Annotated in this window: 15 protein-coding genes; 10 read left to right on the top strand and 5 right to left on the bottom strand. The window is 56.0% G+C overall.

The window, feature by feature from the left end; all coding sequences use genetic code 11:
* Window positions 1–100 precede the first annotated feature (100 nt).
* The 3 genes from HZZ16_RS12775 to HZZ16_RS12765 all read left to right on the top strand — a co-directional run bounded on the left by HZZ16_RS12775 (window position 101) and on the right by HZZ16_RS12765 (window position 3,703).
* Complete coding sequence (locus tag HZZ16_RS12775) at window positions 101–1,684, top strand: lipopolysaccharide biosynthesis protein (RefSeq protein ID WP_197948809.1); 1,584 nt, start codon at window positions 101–103, stop codon at window positions 1,682–1,684.
* Window positions 1,662–2,699 (top strand): polysaccharide pyruvyl transferase family protein, encoded by a 1,038-nt coding sequence (locus tag HZZ16_RS12770; RefSeq protein WP_197948808.1) that lies wholly within the window; start codon window positions 1,662–1,664, stop codon window positions 2,697–2,699. Before HZZ16_RS12775 ends, HZZ16_RS12770 begins: the two co-directional genes overlap by 23 nt.
* Before the next feature lie 287 nt (window positions 2,700–2,986).
* A complete protein-coding gene (locus HZZ16_RS12765) occupies window positions 2,987–3,703 on the top strand; it encodes a class I SAM-dependent methyltransferase (protein ID WP_197948807.1) in 717 nt (238 codons plus the stop codon).
* Window positions 3,704–3,895: 192 nt separating this feature from the next.
* Here HZZ16_RS12765 and HZZ16_RS12760 read toward each other — a convergent pair whose 3' ends face one another.
* From HZZ16_RS12760 to HZZ16_RS12745, 4 genes are all read right to left on the bottom strand, one after another.
* Entirely contained in the window at window positions 3,896–4,618 is a 723-nt protein-coding gene (locus tag HZZ16_RS12760; protein ID WP_197948806.1) for a TylF/MycF/NovP-related O-methyltransferase, read from the bottom strand.
* Complete coding sequence (locus HZZ16_RS12755; RefSeq protein ID WP_197948805.1) at window positions 4,527–5,900, bottom strand: acyltransferase family protein; 1,374 nt, start codon at window positions 5,898–5,900, stop codon at window positions 4,527–4,529. Before HZZ16_RS12755 ends, HZZ16_RS12760 begins: the two co-directional genes overlap by 92 nt.
* A gap of 144 nt (window positions 5,901–6,044) precedes the next feature.
* Window positions 6,045–7,028, bottom strand: a complete 984-nt coding sequence (locus tag HZZ16_RS12750; RefSeq protein WP_197948804.1) for an NAD-dependent epimerase/dehydratase family protein — start codon at window positions 7,026–7,028, stop codon at window positions 6,045–6,047.
* A complete protein-coding gene (locus HZZ16_RS12745; RefSeq protein ID WP_197948803.1) occupies window positions 7,025–8,242 on the bottom strand; it encodes a glycosyltransferase family 4 protein in 1,218 nt (405 codons plus the stop codon). Before HZZ16_RS12745 ends, HZZ16_RS12750 begins: the two co-directional genes overlap by 4 nt.
* Before the next feature lie 306 nt (window positions 8,243–8,548).
* Between HZZ16_RS12745 and HZZ16_RS12740 the strand changes: the two genes are divergently transcribed.
* Window positions 8,549–8,971, top strand: a complete 423-nt coding sequence (locus HZZ16_RS12740; protein ID WP_197948802.1) for a hypothetical protein — start codon at window positions 8,549–8,551, stop codon at window positions 8,969–8,971.
* A gap of 18 nt (window positions 8,972–8,989) precedes the next feature.
* Here HZZ16_RS12740 and HZZ16_RS12735 read toward each other — a convergent pair whose 3' ends face one another.
* Window positions 8,990–10,003 carry a glycosyltransferase family 2 protein gene (locus tag HZZ16_RS12735; protein WP_197948801.1) on the bottom strand — a complete coding sequence of 338 codons (1,014 nt, stop codon included), beginning with the start codon at window positions 10,001–10,003 and terminating at the stop codon, window positions 8,990–8,992.
* A 167-nt stretch (window positions 10,004–10,170) separates the two neighbouring features.
* Between HZZ16_RS12735 and HZZ16_RS12730 the strand changes: the two genes are divergently transcribed.
* The 6 genes from HZZ16_RS12730 (at window position 10,171) to HZZ16_RS38135 (ending at window position 16,796) form a co-directional block, all read left to right on the top strand.
* Entirely contained in the window at window positions 10,171–11,142 is a 972-nt protein-coding gene (locus HZZ16_RS12730; RefSeq protein ID WP_197948800.1) for a UDP-glucuronic acid decarboxylase family protein, read from the top strand.
* Window positions 11,139–12,161 carry a UDP-glucose 4-epimerase GalE gene (galE, locus tag HZZ16_RS12725; protein ID WP_210342450.1) on the top strand — a complete coding sequence of 341 codons (1,023 nt, stop codon included), beginning with the start codon at window positions 11,139–11,141 and terminating at the stop codon, window positions 12,159–12,161. Before HZZ16_RS12730 ends, galE begins: the two co-directional genes overlap by 4 nt.
* A 12-nt stretch (window positions 12,162–12,173) precedes the next feature.
* A complete protein-coding gene (locus HZZ16_RS12720; RefSeq protein ID WP_210342449.1) occupies window positions 12,174–13,337 on the top strand; it encodes a glycosyltransferase family 2 protein in 1,164 nt (387 codons plus the stop codon).
* 92 nt (window positions 13,338–13,429) lie between these two features.
* Window positions 13,430–14,149, top strand: a complete 720-nt coding sequence (locus HZZ16_RS12715; RefSeq protein ID WP_197948799.1) for an ABC transporter permease — start codon at window positions 13,430–13,432, stop codon at window positions 14,147–14,149.
* Window positions 14,149–15,450 carry an ABC transporter ATP-binding protein gene (locus HZZ16_RS12710; RefSeq protein WP_197948798.1) on the top strand — a complete coding sequence of 434 codons (1,302 nt, stop codon included), beginning with the start codon at window positions 14,149–14,151 and terminating at the stop codon, window positions 15,448–15,450. Before HZZ16_RS12715 ends, HZZ16_RS12710 begins: the two co-directional genes overlap by 1 nt.
* Window positions 15,447–16,796: a glycosyltransferase family 4 protein gene (locus HZZ16_RS38135; RefSeq protein WP_197948797.1), complete on the top strand. Its 1,350-nt coding sequence runs from the start codon at window positions 15,447–15,449 to the stop codon at window positions 16,794–16,796. The genes HZZ16_RS12710 and HZZ16_RS38135 overlap by 4 nt, the downstream gene beginning before the upstream one ends.
* Window positions 16,797–16,836 lie beyond the last annotated feature (40 nt).

Genomic DNA, 16,836 nt, shown 5'->3' with positions numbered 1-16,836 from the left:
CTAGGGAAGTCGATTAGGGTAAGTGCGCGCATGCCCCTGCGGCTTTAGCGCCGTCACATCTAATTCATGTCCGACTTGGATATCAGCGTACCCACTCACAATGGACAACGAGACAACTCCGGATCCGGTTCGCACACCGAGCATCAAACGAATGCTGGCGAAAGGGGCGTTCTGGATAGCGGCTGCGCGGGCGCTTGGAAATCTCGTGACCTTCTTGAGCATGCTGCTCCTCGCGCGTTTCCTCACGCCCGCAGATTTCGGGTTGGTTGCGATTGCGACAACGATCAGCGCGATTGTCCTGTCGATCACCGAGTTGTCGCTCGCGTCTGCTCTGATCTATCGAAAGTCCATCTCGGACGAGCATTTCGATGCCGTGTTCTCGCTGAACATGGTGCGGGGAATACTTCTGGGTCTGATCATCCTCGGCCTGGGATGGCCGATTGCAACTTTGTACGGTGACACCCGTCTCGTCGGTGTCATGGCTGCGATGAGTCTGTCGCCTCTTATCGGAGGTCTCTCCAACCCCAAGGTTATCTTGTTCTCGCGTCAATTGGTCTTCTGGCAAGACTTCGTTCTGCAGGTGTCACAGAAGATGGCTGGTTTCATTGTCGCCGTTCTGGTTGCGATCAGTTTCCGCAGCTATTGGGCACTCCTGGCATCGTTGTTGACAACCCAAATCTTCGGGACAGCGCTCTCTTATTTCATGATTTCCTATCGTCCGCGCCTGAACTTCAGCCGCGTTCGCGATCTCCTGTCATTCTCGGTGTGGCTTACCCTCGGACAGGCCATAAATACGCTCAATTGGAAGTTCGATCACTTGATCATTGGTTACTTTCTGGGCAATTCCGCGCTCGGTTATTATGCAATGGGAGACAATCTCGCCCTGTTGCCCACACGCGAAGCGACGATGCCAATTTCCCAGGCGTTATTCCCGGGGTTCGCGAAACTGAACAACGACATGGGGCGATTGCGGCGGGCGTACGAACGCTCCCAGGCGCTTCTTTGCGCGATTGCTTTCCCGCTGGGCTGCGGTTTCGCTTTGATTGCCCGGCCATTTGTAGAAGTGACAATGGGAGAGCGATGGGAGAACGCCATATTGATCATACAGCTCCTGTCCAGCATCTTCGCTTTGCAGACTATGGTCTACGGACTCCAACCCCTCGCTATGGCGAAGGGCGAAACACGCGAGCTGCTACGAAGGGACATTGTGAATGTCTCCGTTCGTGTTCCGCTTGTCATCATCGGGATGTTCTCCGGAGGACTTCTTGGCATTGTTCTGGCGCGGTGTGTCAGCGGGCTGGTCGGCATCGTGGTTGCCATGATGATGGTGCGGCGCTTGCTGGGGCTATCGGTGCTGAGACAGCTGGCGACGAATGGCAGGTTTGTAATGGGCGTTATCGTTATGGCGATGTGCGCCTATGGGGCCGGCGCATGGATCGACGTTACGATGGGAGCTCATCTCAAACTCGTGAAATTGGTCATCATTGTGATCTCCGGGGCGGTTACGTATCTCCTCACCGTCTACATCTGCTGGCTTTCCTTAGGTCGACCGGAAGGCCCCGAGCAGGAAATCGCGGAATTCGTTACGATGTTCCTGCATAACCGATTTCGGCCGCGAGACGTGGCCAAGGACAATAAGTCAGTAACCTCAGAGAGAAATAATGAGCGCAACGGCCCGAGATAGCAGCGCTGACCACCTCATCGTAACGCTTCAGCACAAAATCGATGAAGTAATTGCCCCGCAGCTCCGCGGAGTCCGAAATTTTGCATTGGTTGATTTTCCCGACCATCCGAACGTTGGCGACAGCGCAATATGGTTGGGTGAAACATTGTATCTGAAAGAAAAGCTAGGGCATTCGCCTGCTTATGTATGTACATGCGAAACTTGGTCAAAAGACGAGTTCATAGAAGCTGTTCCGGATGGTCCTATCTTCATCCACGGAGGCGGAAATTTCGGCGATCTCTGGCCGAAGCATCAAGCTTTTCGTGAGATGCTCATCTCCAGCTTTCCAGATCGGCTGATTGTTCAGCTCCCGCAGACAGTCCACTTTTCTTCTAAATCAAACCTGGAGAAGTCGAAGAGGATCATCAACGCTCATAAGAATGTCACTATGCTCGTCCGGGACCTTCGGAGCCTAGGGGAGGTGCAAGAGTCCTTTGCGTCGGCCGTTCAACTCTGCCCCGATATGGCGTTCTGCTTGGGTCGGCAGCGCGTGCCGTCCTCAATAGGTAGAGACCTGCTGCTCCTTCTTCGAACAGATCATGAAGCCGTCAAGCACGAGGAGAGCATTCAGCTCCCGGGATCCTGTGCAGTGGAGGATTGGCTATTTGAGCGGCGGGGCATTGGTAAGCGCATGATCTTAAAAACGTGGGCCAATATGCTCCTGTCGCCAGACAAGAAGGTAGTATCGAGGATTGATCGTCGGTTCGAATGGTTTCAGAATTTAGCATCGAACCGAGTGGATCGTGGCTTAAGGCAGCTCGGATCTGCCCGATATGTTGTAACGGATCGTCTCCATGCTCACATCCTCTGTACGCTGCTGGACGTGCCCCATACCGTCGTGGACAACAATTATGGAAAGATCGGAGGTTTTGTCGAGAGTTGGACCCACTCATTCGCCAAGCTAGTTGGTCCCGTGCCGAGCTTAGCGCAAGCTCTCGATATTTACGTGCATTCGTTGATGGGCAATACTGCCTAGCGTCAAAGCGAAAGCTGTTTTTGTCGTGCCCTGCGACACCTTTTACGGCCCAGCGCCCGCGATCTGCTGCTTTGCCTGCAAGGGGCTCACACGACTGGAAGCAAAGAAGGGCGGCAAAGAAAGTGACCACACGGCCCACATTCATCACATCGAAATACTTTGCCGCTTTCGCCGAACCTACTGGTTTGCCCCTCGGGCAGGGCATCAGAACACGGCAGGCGACCGCTCGACTTGGGATGCAATGCGGTGCATAGTGGAGAGTGCGGTAACCACATCCACGGCGCCTCATGCGTAATCTGTTCAAATCTGAATTTCAGAGAAACTCGTCTCGCGATCGACTTTGGCTCGAAAATTCAAAATTTTCCAAGATCGTTCCGAGTGGCGCGCTCGTGCTAGATGCCGGTGCTGGAGACGCCCCTTACAAGGCCCTCTTCTCTCATACCAAATATGAATCCGCAGACTTTGAGAAGGTCGACAAGACGTACGCGAAATCGACGTACGTCTGCGATCTATCGTCGATTCCGGTGGAAGATGAGCGGTTCGACTACATTCTGTTCAATCAGGTGATGGAGCATCTTCCCCACCCGGATAGAGTGCTGAGTGAGCTTTTTCGAGTTCTGAAGCCGGGCGGAAAGATGATTTACACGGCGCCATTGTTCTATGAAGAGCACGAGCAGCCATACGACTTCTTTCGCTACACTCAATTTGCGGTGCGCATGCTTTTCAATGAGGCCGGCTTCGAGATCGAGAGACTCGATTGGTTGGAAGGCTATTACTCGACCTTAGGTTACATGATGAACACTGCTGCACGCTACATGCCGCTTCACCCCTCGAAGATCGCTCCCGGATCACTTGGATATCTGCTCGCCCCATTCTTCTTATGGTTTAAGTTGAGCTTCGCCGTTCTAAGTGTCTTGTTTAATAGACTGGAGCTACGGCACAAATACACCGAGCGCGGTTTTCCGAAAAACTTTGTTGCCATCGTTGCGCGGCCAACTCCGTAGGTTTGGTGCCCTTTTGCGCTCGACGTAAGAAGGCTACGGAGATGAAGGGAGTCCTGCTCGGCAGTGACGAACTCGATCGCAACTGCAGATCACATTGCCGATCAATCGTCCGCGCATCGAGCATCGATTTCGACCTTCAACGCGGACGAGAGACTAGCACTCGGCTTTGATACCTCCCACTGAGTGGATGCTTTATCGCCGGCGAAGCATGACGTTCGGGCCGTCTACGAACTCGAAATCAGAGCAGCCCTTTAGAAATTCGTCGGTGGCGGTTCGTGCACCCCCATAGTCATGATAATCATCCAAAACTATAATGCCGCCCCTGCTTAGTTTGGGCGGGATAAGCTCTAGACAAAGTTTTACGGGATCGTACCAGTCGCAATCAATGTGAGCGAACGCAATCGCGCCGTGATGGTGCGGCAGCGTATCTTGAAACAGACCTTTTCGCAGTATGATGGTGTGGTTGTCGACGGGATGTCCATGTCGCGCGAAGGAGTTCATGACATCGCCGAGCAAATCTTTACGATACCCGTAATATGAATCGTTCCCGATGCCGGTCGATTCACCGGCAGAAATCTTTTCGTAGCGCTCTTTCGATTTCTCATCGTCCTTTTCGGAGGTTGGCGGAGGTATCATTCCAAATACGTCGTATCCGTAGAAGCGACGGCCGCCGGCTTTGGCGATCTCCGCCATGATGATTCCTGAGCCGCCAAGAGCTATGCCCATCTCCAGGAAGTCGCCCTGGGCCCCGGATTTTAGAACAGCGCGGGCCGCCCTTTCAATTCGAAGCAATCTTTGAGGCGTCAGATAGGTGAGGCGATCTTCAAGTACCTTCTTGCTGGTCGGCGAGAGAAGAGCTTGGGAAAACCTGCGATGAAGCTTTTCCGGTAGGCGATGAACTTTGAAACCGAGCATTGGTGGCACTCACTGGTTGATCCGAGGAATGAGCGATAACAATCGACTGCGGGAGCATCCGTCGCCGCAAAGTTGAGCCGGGCTCAATGAGAAAGAGGGCCTTCCATTCCCGAACGTGGCCAAATTCGATGTATCGGTAGCTCAGCGCGCTCAGCGCTAGGATCACGATAGTGAAAGGAACGAGCTGGCGCATCGTATCGACCAGCATGGATGTCGCGGATGGGATCATCTCTCCCATCACAATTCCATGCCAAGCATAGAGGCTGTAGCACATGCAGCCAAGCAATTGCAGAGGCCAGTTTTCGAGAAGCCATCGAACCACTTTGCCCGCAAACAGACTTCCGAGCAGAACGAGCGAAAAAGCCGCCGAAAATAACACGTTGCCCACGACTCGACCGAAGAGCCATGGCGAGTTGTGCATCAGATATACGGCCAGCAACATCCCCAGTAAGCCGGATAACAGCGCCACCAAATGAAATGAGGGTCGGTTACCTTTTCCAAGTATCCGCACATAGGTGTCGCAAATCAGCATCCCCAGGACGAATTGGTAGCAGGTGCCAAATATGCCGTTCGTGAATGGGCGGAAGGCGCCTACGTTCACGATGGGGATCGACCCGCCGACGCAGTTAAACACAGCGCACACTGCAACTGCTGCAACCGCAACTGCGACGATGCCCCATCGGCGGATCGCCAGGATCAAAAGAGGAAAGAGCAGACTGAACCAGATCTCCACGCCGACAGACCACAGCACCATGTTCGATGGCGGCATGAAACCGTGCGGCGAGAACACAAACAGGGTCGAAAGAAGCCCTCCTGCTTCGAGGTACCAATTGCGGGATCCGATTGCTGTCTGCGCATGCAATGTCAGCGAGACCAGGACTACAATGTAGTACAGTGGCAGGAGTCGGCTGGCGCGGTGCAGATAGAACGCCCAGAAGTCCGGGGGGCCTGAGATAGTCCGCCGCCCCATACGATAAGGGAGGTAGAGCACAAATCCTGAAAGGACAAAGAAGATCGGTACACCAAGCCAAGCGTACGTGATGAAGCTCGTGAAAATGCCGTCCGCAGCGAGCTCTCCCGCATGCAGCGGATTGCGTCCGGCATAAGGAATGAAGAGATGATGAAGTACGACCATCAGAATGGCGATGCCGCGCAATCCGTTCACGACGCCGATCTTCGCGCCTCTAATGGCCGGCTGCTGAATCACAAGCTTGCTTCGCCGTTCGGAGATCGACCGTGTCGTGTCCATGGATAGGCAGTCGTCGTCCTGCTCAGATTTCATGCGCGCCCGCAGCGTCTCGTCGAGCAGGCATGCCTCCTTAGAAAAACCGTTGAAGCAGTGCTCGTCTACGTGTTGGGACTTCCCTACTGCGGCGCCAGCAAGCGTGGCGCCGCAATAACCTTCAGTCCTAAACCCCTTAATACCTTACGCGGCCACTCGCTTTTGGTTGCGATGCACCTGCCGTTCGATCCACTCATAGGTCTTCTCAAGGCCCGAGCGCAGCGTCGCGGACGGCTTCCAACCCAGCTTCTGCCCGATCAGCCGGTTGTCCGAGTTACGGCCGCGCACGCCGAGCGGTCCTGGGATGTGCTTCTTGTGAATTCGTTTCCCAGCGATATCGGCAACGATGTCGACGAGCTGGTTGATCGTGACCATCTCCTCCGACCCGACATTGACTGGCCCTTCGAACTCCGATCGCGTCAGGCGGATCGTGCCCTCGAGGCATTCGTCGATATAGAGGAAAGAGCGGGTCTGCGTCCCGTCGCCCCAGATTTCCACCTCGCCGCCATTGGTGGCTTGCGCCACCTTGCGGCAGACCGCAGCGGGCGCCTTCTCCTTGCCGCCATCCCAAGTGCCCTCGGGGCCGAAAATATTGTGATAGCGGGCGACGCGGTTGCGCATGCCGTGATTGCGATTGTAGGCGAGATACAGACGCTCCGAAAACAGCTTTTCCCAGCCATATTCGCTGTCCGGATTGGCGGGATAGGCTGAATCCTCGGCGCAATTCGGATTGTTCGGATCCATCTGGTTGTGCTCTGGATACATGCACGCAGAAGAGGAATAGAACATGCCGCGCACGTTCCGCTTCTGGCAGATGTCGAGCATGTTCAAATTGATGGTTGCCGAATTATGCATTACGTCCGCATCATGCTCGCCGGTGAAAATATAGCCGGCACCGCCCATATCCGCGGCGAGCTGGTAAACTTCGTCGAACCTGCGGTCGGCGATCTGCCGGCAGAAATATTGGTCGCGAAGGTCGCCGATCGCAAAATCATCGGCATCCGTTTCGGCAAACGGCGGGAATTTCAGATCAACGCCGCGGACCCAAAAGCCTTCCTGCTTGAGCCGTTTGACGAGATGTCCACCAATGAAGCCACCTGCACCGCACACCAGGGCAGTCTTAGTCATGAAGTTCCCTTTCTTGCATTTCTTGCACGCAGAGCGTGCTGGAACACCGTCTCAAAGCGGTCCGTCACCCGCTCGATGTCGTAATTCTCCAAAGCAAATTTCCTACCATTTTGCCCCGAGGCGATCCGCAAGGCGTGCTCTTCCATCAATCGGAGCGCGCCACGCAAGAAGCCCTCTTTGTCGGTCGGATCGACGACTAGACCAGCGCCGGTCCTCCGAACCACCTGCGAGGCAAGATTTTCAGCCGGCGCGGCCAGCAATACCGGCCTTTCTGCGCAAAAATATGACTGAACCTTCGACGGGACCGAGAACATACCCGCGTCGGGCTCAATGGTCGCAACAGCGACATCAGCGGTCGCCAGCACCTCGGGCAGATCAGCGAAAGGCTGGAGCGGCAACAGGATCAGATTGTCGATCGACTGCTCAAGCTTTGCGCGTTCCAGCTTGGAGACGCCGACACCTTGGCTGACCACGACCACGTTTGCGTGTCCCCGAACCTTCTTGGCGAGTTCGACGAGCAATTGCGGATTGTGCTTGAGCGCGAGGGTGCCGGAATAGAGAAAATTGAACGTCCCGTCGAGGCCGTGGCGGCGCGCCCAATTATTGTGCTTCGAACGCGGTGATATTTCGTTCAGCGCACCCCAGTTCTCGATTGTGAAGACCTTATCTTTCGCGCCTACCCATTTTCGCGCAATATCAGCAAAGGAATCGGTGATGACCACGATGGCGTCTGAATTCGCAAACTGGCCGCGCTCGAGAAAGCTATAGTAGCCACCAATGGCAGCACCAACTGCGCCTAGCTTTTTGCGCAGCAGCTTGGAAACAGCGATGCTGTAAAAGTCCTGGACCCAAAAAACGAAACCCGCACCAATGCTAACCGAGGATTTCACGATGGCCGACTGAGCTTCGGTCGGGGTATTTCCCGAAATAACGATGTCCGGCTTAAGAGAGCTGACCAGCGCAGCTGCAGACTTGCCGTACGCGACGTCGTCAAACCGGCGCTTTACGAAAGAGGTCTTGTCATAAGGTCGCGGCAGGCTGACGCCCCTAAAGGACAGTCTAGCGGGATCAGATGGCAAACGTTCAAGACGGCCCTTGGGGCCGCGGTCGCCGTGGAAATACGCGTGAGTGACCTCGTGACCACGCGAGGCTAGCTCGCGGCTCAAATCAACTTGGAAGGGATGACCGGCATAGTCATGGATGAGTATCTTCAACGTACACCTGCACGAGATTCGAATGGAGGGCACTTTAAGTTGAACATGACCCAAGAAGGACGGCCTTGTCCATCCGGCGTTCTTTTAACTGTTAATCCGGCGGAAGTTTGATCCGATTTGCGTTGCGCGAGATCGGCTGCGGATTTCTGGGGGCGCGCCAGGTCTTTGACGTAATTGCCCAGCGAGGATGCTTGATATGCATGTCGCCTGAGACTAACGTCGTCTAGTGCCACTGGACTTGCATATTCACTACCTTATCGAGCATCTTTGGCCGGATTTCGATTGGCCATTCGCATTTGAGGACCTATGCTGACCAGAGTCCTTTTCGGAGCAGTTGCACTATGGTTGGGAGCATCCTGTTCCGCTCTCGCCGACCCCATGGCCCTAGATTTCTCCTGGCAGGGAGCGAAAGGTTGCGTAACGCTTTTTCCAAATCCCGAAATCCGCATTAGCAACGTGCCGGCTAATGCCAAACTTCTGCTTCTGGTCTTGATGCAAGGGGGGCGGGAGTTGGGCGGTCAGGAACTTCCCATGCCGGCCGACGGCGTCGTGCCATCGGGCAGCATTCGTACCTTTGGTCCATGCAAACCCGATATGTATCGGTGGACGGCGCTCGCTAAATCGGCAAATGGAACGGTTGTCGCGGAAGCCCATCGAGCCCGCTTCTTTCCGACCGATGAGCCCGCGCTTGAAAAGTCATCACCTGCGGCGGTGACCGGTTCTCGTTGAGACGCGGGGATCTCGTCTCTATTCATCACAGTGAGAACCTTGGTTCTTCTCCTGCCGAACGCAGCGGACCTGCCCAGGCTCCCGTCTGGGGGGTGGAAGAAATTCACTGAAGGGTCTGTGGCCGCTCGTTTTCAACCATCGTAGCCCGCGCCGGATCGCGCCTCCCATCAGCCAGCTGAGGGACGCAAACCCCGCCGCGACGCGTCCTTGCGACTGGTTTGTAAGGAGTTCGATAGCCTCGCGAATTTGGCCGCGGTCGATCGCCCGTAATGCGAGCGAACGCGCGAGTATCGCCCGGCCGCGAGCAAATTGGAGCGCCAATTCTGGATGAGACGCTATGAATTCGGCCTCGACCAGGTGCCTTGATCGCATCATCTGTTCAAAATCGTCAGACATTGATCCCGGAGAAACACGGTATCCAACCAGATATTCCGGCACCATTGCTATCCGGTGTCGTTCCGCAATGGTCAAATAAAGTTTCAAGTCTTCGCAGCCCTGTGCGCTCTTGGCGCGAAGCGATTCATCGAAGCCGCCGGCCGCAATCAGGGCTTCGCGCCTTATCAGCGCGTTGCTTCCGCTGATAATGACATTGCCCAGGCACATTTCCGGCAAGATGTTGCCTTCGAGCTGAGTGGGGGGCGCAGAGCCCGTCACGGTGCCGTCGTCGTCGATCCAGCAACACCATGCATAGACGAGCGCAGTTTCGGAGCCGCTTTGCTCGAAGCGTTGAAGCTGCCGCTCAAGCTTCATCGGATACCAGAGATCATCCGCATCGAGGGTCGCGACGAACTCTCCCTGGGCTTCGACGATTCCGCGGTTGCGAGCCGATGCCACTCCACCATTGTCTTTGTGAACATAGCGAACCCTCGGATCTCTCTGGACGAGCTGCGCGGCAACTCTCCCAGTCTGGTCCGTGGAGCCATCATCGACGATAATGACTTCGAGGTTGCAGTAGGTCTGATTCAGTGCGCTGCTAACGGTCTCATCAATGGTGCTTGCTGCGTTGAACGCTGGCACGATCACCGAGATCATTCGATCTGTTGAACCACAAAAAGAACGCACAGCTACTCTTAATGCTGAATCTCAATTAAACTTTACGGGCCGGCTAAATCGCCTAGAGTTTTATCCGAAAGCGAAGTCAATTGCGAAGCTTATAACGTGGCAAGGTAAATCGTAAGCATTTTCAAGGGGTTGCTTCATTGGTTGTTCAGAAAAAAAGAATTCTGATTACCGGCGGTGCGGGATTTTTAGGGTCCCATTTGTGCGAGAGATTGGTTCGCGCCGACCAAGAAGTTCTTTGCGTCGACAATTTCTACACGGGTTCGAAAACGAATGTGAGCGCGCTATTGGAATCTCCTCGGTTTGAGCTGATGCGGCACGATGTAACGTTCCCGCTATATGTCGAAGTCGACGAGATCTACAATTTGGCGTGCCCCGCCAGTCCAATCCACTATCAATACGATCCGGTGCAGACGACCAAAACTAGCGTACACGGCGCGATCAACATGCTCGGATTGGCGAAGAGAGTTAAGGCGAAAATCCTGCAGGCCTCAACCTCGGAAGTTTACGGGGATCCCGAGATGCATCCGCAGGAAGAGACTTACTGGGGGAGGGTAAACCCCATCGGTCCGCGCTCTTGCTACGACGAGGGCAAGCGTTGCGCAGAGACGCTGTTTTTCGACTACAGGCGGCAGCACAATCTCCCGATCAAGGTGGCGCGCATTTTCAACACTTACGGTCCGCGCATGCAGGCGAATGACGGCCGGGTAGTTTCGAACTTTATTGTGCAGGCTCTGACCGGCCGACCCATCACAATTTATGGCGACGGGAGGCAGACGCGCTCCTTTTGCTACGTCGACGATTTGATCGACGGCCTCGTCCGCCTGATGGGTACGGGTGATGAGATCACCGGCCCCATCAATCTGGGAAATCCCGTCGAGTTCACAATGATGGAGCTTGCCGAGACCGTCATCGAGCTGACCAGGTCGAATTCCCGGATCGAGTTCAAGGCGCTTCCAACCGACGATCCAAGGCAGCGACAGCCCGACATTAGCCGTGCGCGTGATGCGCTTGGCTGGTCACCCGATGTTCAACTGCGAGAGGGTCTTGGCAAGACGATCGCATATTTCGATAATCTGCTGCGTACGGAACCCGATGGTGCCCTATCATGAGAACCGTTCTCGTTACGGGCGGTGCCGGTTATGTCGGATCGCATTGCTGCAAGGCCTTCGCTAATGCCGGATGGAGGGTCATTACCCTCGACAATCTTTCACGCGGTTGGCGGGATGCCGTGCGATGGGGGCCGCTTATCGAATGCGATATCCGGGATGAGGCGCGGATACGAGGTGCGCTGGAGATGTATAAGCCGGACCTCGTTGCGCATTTTGCGGCTCTTGCCTATGTGGGTGAATCGGTCGCCAATCCCGCGATGTACTACGCCAACAATACAGCGGGTACACTGGCGTTGCTGGAAGCGATGCGTGCAACATCGTGCCTTCGTCTGCTGTTTTCCAGCACCTGCGCGAGCTATGGCATTCCCGGTGTCTTGCCGATAGACGAGACCCATCCTCAGAATCCAATCAATCCATACGGATGGTCGAAGATGATCATCGAACGGATGCTGGAGGATTACGGCAAAGCCTATGGAATGGCGTCCGCCGCCTTGCGGTACTTCAATGCTGCCGGATGCGACGCGGATGGCGACATTGGAGAGCGGCATGAGCCCGAGACACATGCCATTCCGCTGATGATCGAAGCGGCGCGCAATCCAAATCAACCCTTTACAGTTTTCGGAACTGATTTTCCGACGCCTGATGGGAGTGCCATCAGAGATTATGTTCATGTCAATGATTTGGCGCGGGCACACTTGCTCGCGGGCGAGATGCTGGTTGCTTGCGGTGGGACGCACGTCTTCAATCTGGGGACTGGCGTCGGCACCAGTGTATTAGAGTTGGTTGAGACCGTGAAGCGCATCGCGGGGCGCGATCCCGCCATCCGACTCGGTCCGCGCCGTGAGGGGGATCCGCCGGTGCTGGTGGCTTCCTACACAAAGGCCGAGCGCGAACTTGGCTGGAAGCCGCAACATTCTCAGATCGATTTCATTCTCGAGACTGCACTGAAATGGCGCGATCGTCGATCTTCTCAGTTTCTTGAGACACAGACCGAGCGATCGAGATTGTCGGGAGCTTAGATTGGGTGAATCTTGACCGAGCTTGTGTCCGTCATAGTGCCCGCCTTCAACGCGGGACGCTTCATAGCAGGAACGCTCGCGGCGGCCCTGGCACAGACATATGAGAATTTAGAGGTCATCGTTATTGACGATGGCTCTGTAGACAACACCCGCTCCCTCGTGGAGACGATGGCATGCAATGATAGGCGCCTGCTGTTGTTCAGCACACCAAATCGCGGGGTGGCTCGTGCCCGAAATCTCGGAATCGCAAACGCGCGCGGGCATTATGTCGCGTTCCTAGACGCAGACGACCTCTGGCATCCCCTCAAGGTGGAGCGGCAAGTTGAAGCTCTGAATATCCATCGTTCCGATCCAACATGGGCTGGTGTTTATAGCTTTCACCGTACCATCGATGAGAATGATCGGATCACTGGCAGAGGCCAGCTTTTGGTCGATTGTCGCGGCTATATCCTGGCTCGTGACCTCGTGCTCAAGTTCATAGGAAACGGCAGCAATCTGCTAGTTCGTCGCGACGCAGCGCTCGCGGTCGGTGGATTCGACCCTTCATATGCCGATAACGGCATCGGAGGTTGTGAAGATCTCGATTTTGAGCTGCGGCTCGCAGCGCGGTACCGAATTGAGTTGGTGGGATCATTCCTTGTCGGTTACCGCCGCTATAAGGGAAACATGTCCAGCGATGGATCGCGTATGGCGCGAGCCATGATCGAGACCGTCGCGCGTCACCTGAAAGCAAACCCTGCGATTTCTCGGCGTGTAAAGCGCTGGGCGACGGGAAGCGCCCACCGGTATGCATTCCAGGTTCTCCTGCGCCAAAGGCATATGCTTCCGGCATTGGTCGCATACATCAAGCTGGTGTTGAATGACCCCATAGTAGCGATCATTACAGCAGGTGAGGTAGTGGCTGCGGTGGCCGAGAGATTTAGAAGCGAGCGCTCGTTCGGGTCGCGCCTGACGTTCTTGTCCGCGGATCCGGCAGCTGATAGCGACATGCCCATCGACACAATCGCGTTTCTGAAACAGGGGCGGCTGACTGATGAGGACCGGATGCTCGAGAGAGACGAGACTCTTTGTTCGACAGAATTGCGGGAGACGATTGATCTCACCACGAGAGGTGAAAATACGCTTGCGGCTTCAGCGGCCGAAGTGCAGCACCGACACGTGCAAGAAGTCAGATAATGGCTGCCCTACCTTCAAGCATCTCGTTCGGTACTGAGGGAGCGCGGTGCCGTGCGTGGGTGCACGCCAGGGATCTCGCTTATGAGCTGGTTATGCGAGAACTGAAGATCCGCTACAAGCGCTCAGCTCTCGGGATTGCCTGGTCGCTTCTGAATCCGCTTAGCCAGATTATCATTCTCGCGTTCCTATTTCGCTCGGTTCTCGACCTCAACATCCCGCACTACGCATCTTTTGTGTTTGTCGGCGTGCTCGCCTGGACCTGGTTCAGCGGTGCTGTCACAACTGCAGCGTTTGCCATTACATCTAACGCCGAGCTGGTGCGGCGGCCGGGTTTTCCGACGTACGTCCTACCTTTGATCACGGTCGCAAGCAATGGAGTGCACTTTGTCTTAGCGCTCCCAATGATGCTTGTGGTGACCGTGCTTGACGGCGGGCGCGTCGGTGCCTCGCTCCTTTGCCTCCCAGCAGTAATGGCTGCACAATTCGCGTTCACGGCTGGCTTGGCCTATTTCGTGGCGGCCACGCATGTTCGCTTTCGCGATACGCAGCATCTCGTCAGTATCGCCACCATGCTTGCGTTCTACTTGACTCCGGTTTTTTACAGTTCGGCCGTCGTACCTGCGCAATATCGGTTTCTGCACTATGCTAATCCTATGGCAGTGCTGCTGGATGCCTATCGATCTATTTTGATGGACGGTGTGTGGCCATCCCTCGTTCCGCTCGCTGGGCTAACGATTGCGTCCTGTTGCGTCCTGGCGACGGGAATGCTGCTGTTCAGACGGATGAGCCTCAGCTTTGCCGAGGAAATATGATGCGCGGCTCCATTGTCGTGAGTGGCGTAAGCAAACGCTTCAAGCGATCGAGCGGGGACAAGCTCTCCTCCTTTAAGGAGACGGTGCTCAGCGGTTTTCGGCCTATAGAGACCCATAGTTTCTGGGCTTTGCAGGACGTGTCCTTCACGGTGCAGAAGGGGCGGAGCGTCGGTGTAGTAGGTAGGAATGGTGCCGGAAAATCGACATTGCTCCGGCTCATCGGGGGCGTCGGCAAGCCGACCGATGGTACAATCGACGTACATGGACGGATCGGTGCGCTGCTCGACTTGAACGCGGGTCTCAGCGATGACCTCACGGGGAAGGAGAATGTCTTCATTGCCGGTGTAATTGCCGGCATGACAAGGGCCGAAGTCAGATCCTGCTACGATTCGATCGTGACGTTTGCAGAACTTGAGCCATTCATGGAGATGCCGATCCGCACCTACAGTAGTGGCATGCGAATGCGCCTTGCTTTTTCGGTCGCGGCGCATATGTCTCCCGATGTCCTTCTGATCGATGAAGTGCTGGCGGTGGGCGATCTACACTTCCAGCGGAAGTGTCTCGAGAGGATCGCCACCATCAAGGCGAGCGGGACCACAATCTTCCTCGTATCCCACGATTCCTCCCAGATCCGCGCATTGTGCGACGAGGTTCTGCTTCTCAAGCAGGGTAGGGTTATAACTTATGGTCCAACTCAGGCGGTTATGGACCTGTATGAAGCGGACGCTGCGCCCGCGTTGGAGGACCGGCCAAACATCGCGGTCGAAGCCGAACGGCTGCCGGGAGGCCGCTTACTCCAGCATGGCGTGAACCGGAGCGGGTCGCAGGAGGTCCAGATCAAGGCGGTTCGTTTGCTTCACCCCGACGGTGGAACGGCCCGAACCATTGTGTCGGGTGGCGGCTTCGTCGTCGAATTTGATCTGCTCGCCAAGCGGCCGGTTCACTCGGCGCTGGCCAGCGTGACGATTCACACGCGGGACGGCTCGCCCTGCTTTGATACCAATACCGAGATTGGTGGAATGAACCTCGGGGTTCTCACGGACTCGGTCGGTCTAAGGCTATCGATAGACCGTCTGGATCTGGCCGGTGGCGAATATTTTGTAAGCATGGGGGCGTACCTGCAGGGTTGGCAGGGACTCTATGACTACCATGATCGGTGCTACGAATTCTCGGTCGTCGGGCCGCACTCCGGCAGGGGATTCATGAACCCACCATCCGCATGGAGCCGACTTCCCCCAGCCAGCAGCACGGGCAAAGGTGATGCTGGTACGGCGTGGCATTCCAAAGGAGCTGGACGGTGAACGCGGCCTTTCGCCGAGTGGATGCGCCTGTCCCGTCAGACCAGCCTACGGTAGCTCTGGTAATTGCGGGTGGAGAGGTCTGGGAAGACTTTCTGAGTACCCTGGGTGTGTCGCTGGACGAGTTCTGTCTGAAAGGACCGGGCGGCTGGACCCTCGGTTACATGGACGCCTTGATGAAGGCCGGCTTCACGACGGTGGTGTACTTCTTCTCTGGCGAGGTCCGAGAGCCCGTGCACTATATTCAGGACGGAACTGGTCATCGCCAGACGGTGCTTCCGGCTCCCAGGTTCTACATGGCTTTGCGCCATTGGTTTCCTACCTATGGCGAACTGTTGCGACGGCCTTCACCAAAAGGCGTCCGCGAGCGAGTCAAGGCTTGGCTAGGCTCTGCCCTTACTCATTCGAGCACACCGGCTGGGTTGTTTGCCCGTGAACTTCGAAGCGCAGACTGCAAGGCCATCATCGTGCAGGAGTACGAGACTTTTCGCTTCGACATTTGCGTGTGCCTCGGGCACTGCCTCAAATTGCCGGTGTTTGGCACTTTTCAGGGCGGAACGCGCGAGACGAACCTCGTCAGCCGTTTATGGAAGCGCAAGGTGATTGCCGGTAGCGATGCGCTATTCGCGGCGGCGGGAGAGGAAATTGAGAGGGTGAAGGCTTGCTATGGCCCCGATCTGCGCATTTGTCAGGTCTTCAATCCAGTGGACGTCTCGCACTGGCACGCCGAGGAGCGGCAGTCGGTGCGGACCGAAATGGGGGTTAGTGATCTCACCCGTTTGGTCGTCTGGCATGGCAGAATCGACCGAGAAGCTAAGGGGCTCGATATCCTGCTGGATGCCTGGGAATTAGTGATGGGCCGCGGGCTGGTTATGGACCTTCGACTAATACTTCTGGGCTCGGGCCAAGACACCGAGTGGCTTCGAGGCCGAATGGCTGTCGCCCCACAAAATATCTTCTGGCAGAATAGGTACGAAACTGATCGCGACCGCGTTAGACGTTTTCTTGCGGCGGGAGATGTTTATGCCTTCCCCTCGAGATATGAGGGTTTCCCAGTTGCCCCTGTCGAGGCCATGGCATGTGGGCTGCCGGTTGTGGCTGCCGCGGCTTCGGGGGTGAGGGACATCTTTCCTCGTGACGGGTGCGGCGGCGTGGTTGTGCCAGTCGGCGATCCATCTTCGTTCGCCGACGCGCTTTCGAGGCTGATATTCGATCGAGATCTCAGTAGCTCGATGGGGAAGCAAGCGCGTCAGCGAGTAGAGAAGGCCTTTTCTCTGGAGGCGGTCGGTTGTCAACTTGCAGCAGCGATGGGCAGTACGCTGAACCGACAGGCCAGAGGCCGATCGTGAGAGGCCTCGTTACCCCTTACGCCAGCCGTGAGTTACTGGC

The organism is Bradyrhizobium glycinis (assembly GCF_016031655.1).
Classification (GTDB): Bacteria; Pseudomonadota; Alphaproteobacteria; order Rhizobiales; family Xanthobacteraceae; genus Bradyrhizobium; species Bradyrhizobium glycinis.
Note: the sequence above shows the minus strand (reverse complement) of the source record. Positions and strands in the feature narration are given on the sequence as shown.

Excerpts from the sequence above, each read along its gene's own strand:
- HZZ16_RS12735 (WP_197948801.1), bottom strand. The coding sequence starts at position 10,003 with ATGATCTCGGTGATCGTGCCAGCGTTCAACGCAGCAAGCACCATTGAT.
- HZZ16_RS12755 (WP_197948805.1), bottom strand. The coding sequence starts at position 5,900 with ATGAAATCTGAGCAGGACGACGACTGCCTATCCATGGACACGACACGG.
- HZZ16_RS12770 (WP_197948808.1), top strand. The coding sequence starts at position 1,662 with ATGAGCGCAACGGCCCGAGATAGCAGCGCTGACCACCTCATCGTAACG.
- HZZ16_RS12750 (WP_197948804.1), bottom strand. The coding sequence starts at position 7,028 with ATGACTAAGACTGCCCTGGTGTGCGGTGCAGGTGGCTTCATTGGTGGA.
- HZZ16_RS12775 (WP_197948809.1), top strand. The coding sequence starts at position 101 with ATGGACAACGAGACAACTCCGGATCCGGTTCGCACACCGAGCATCAAA.
- HZZ16_RS12765 (WP_197948807.1), top strand. The coding sequence starts at position 2,987 with ATGCGTAATCTGTTCAAATCTGAATTTCAGAGAAACTCGTCTCGCGAT.
- HZZ16_RS12715 (WP_197948799.1), top strand. The coding sequence starts at position 13,430 with ATGCGAGAACTGAAGATCCGCTACAAGCGCTCAGCTCTCGGGATTGCC.
- galE (WP_210342450.1), top strand. The coding sequence starts at position 11,139 with ATGAGAACCGTTCTCGTTACGGGCGGTGCCGGTTATGTCGGATCGCAT.
- HZZ16_RS12740 (WP_197948802.1), top strand. The coding sequence starts at position 8,549 with ATGCTGACCAGAGTCCTTTTCGGAGCAGTTGCACTATGGTTGGGAGCA.
- HZZ16_RS12710 (WP_197948798.1), top strand. The coding sequence starts at position 14,149 with ATGCGCGGCTCCATTGTCGTGAGTGGCGTAAGCAAACGCTTCAAGCGA.
- HZZ16_RS12760 (WP_197948806.1), bottom strand. The coding sequence starts at position 4,618 with ATGCTCGGTTTCAAAGTTCATCGCCTACCGGAAAAGCTTCATCGCAGG.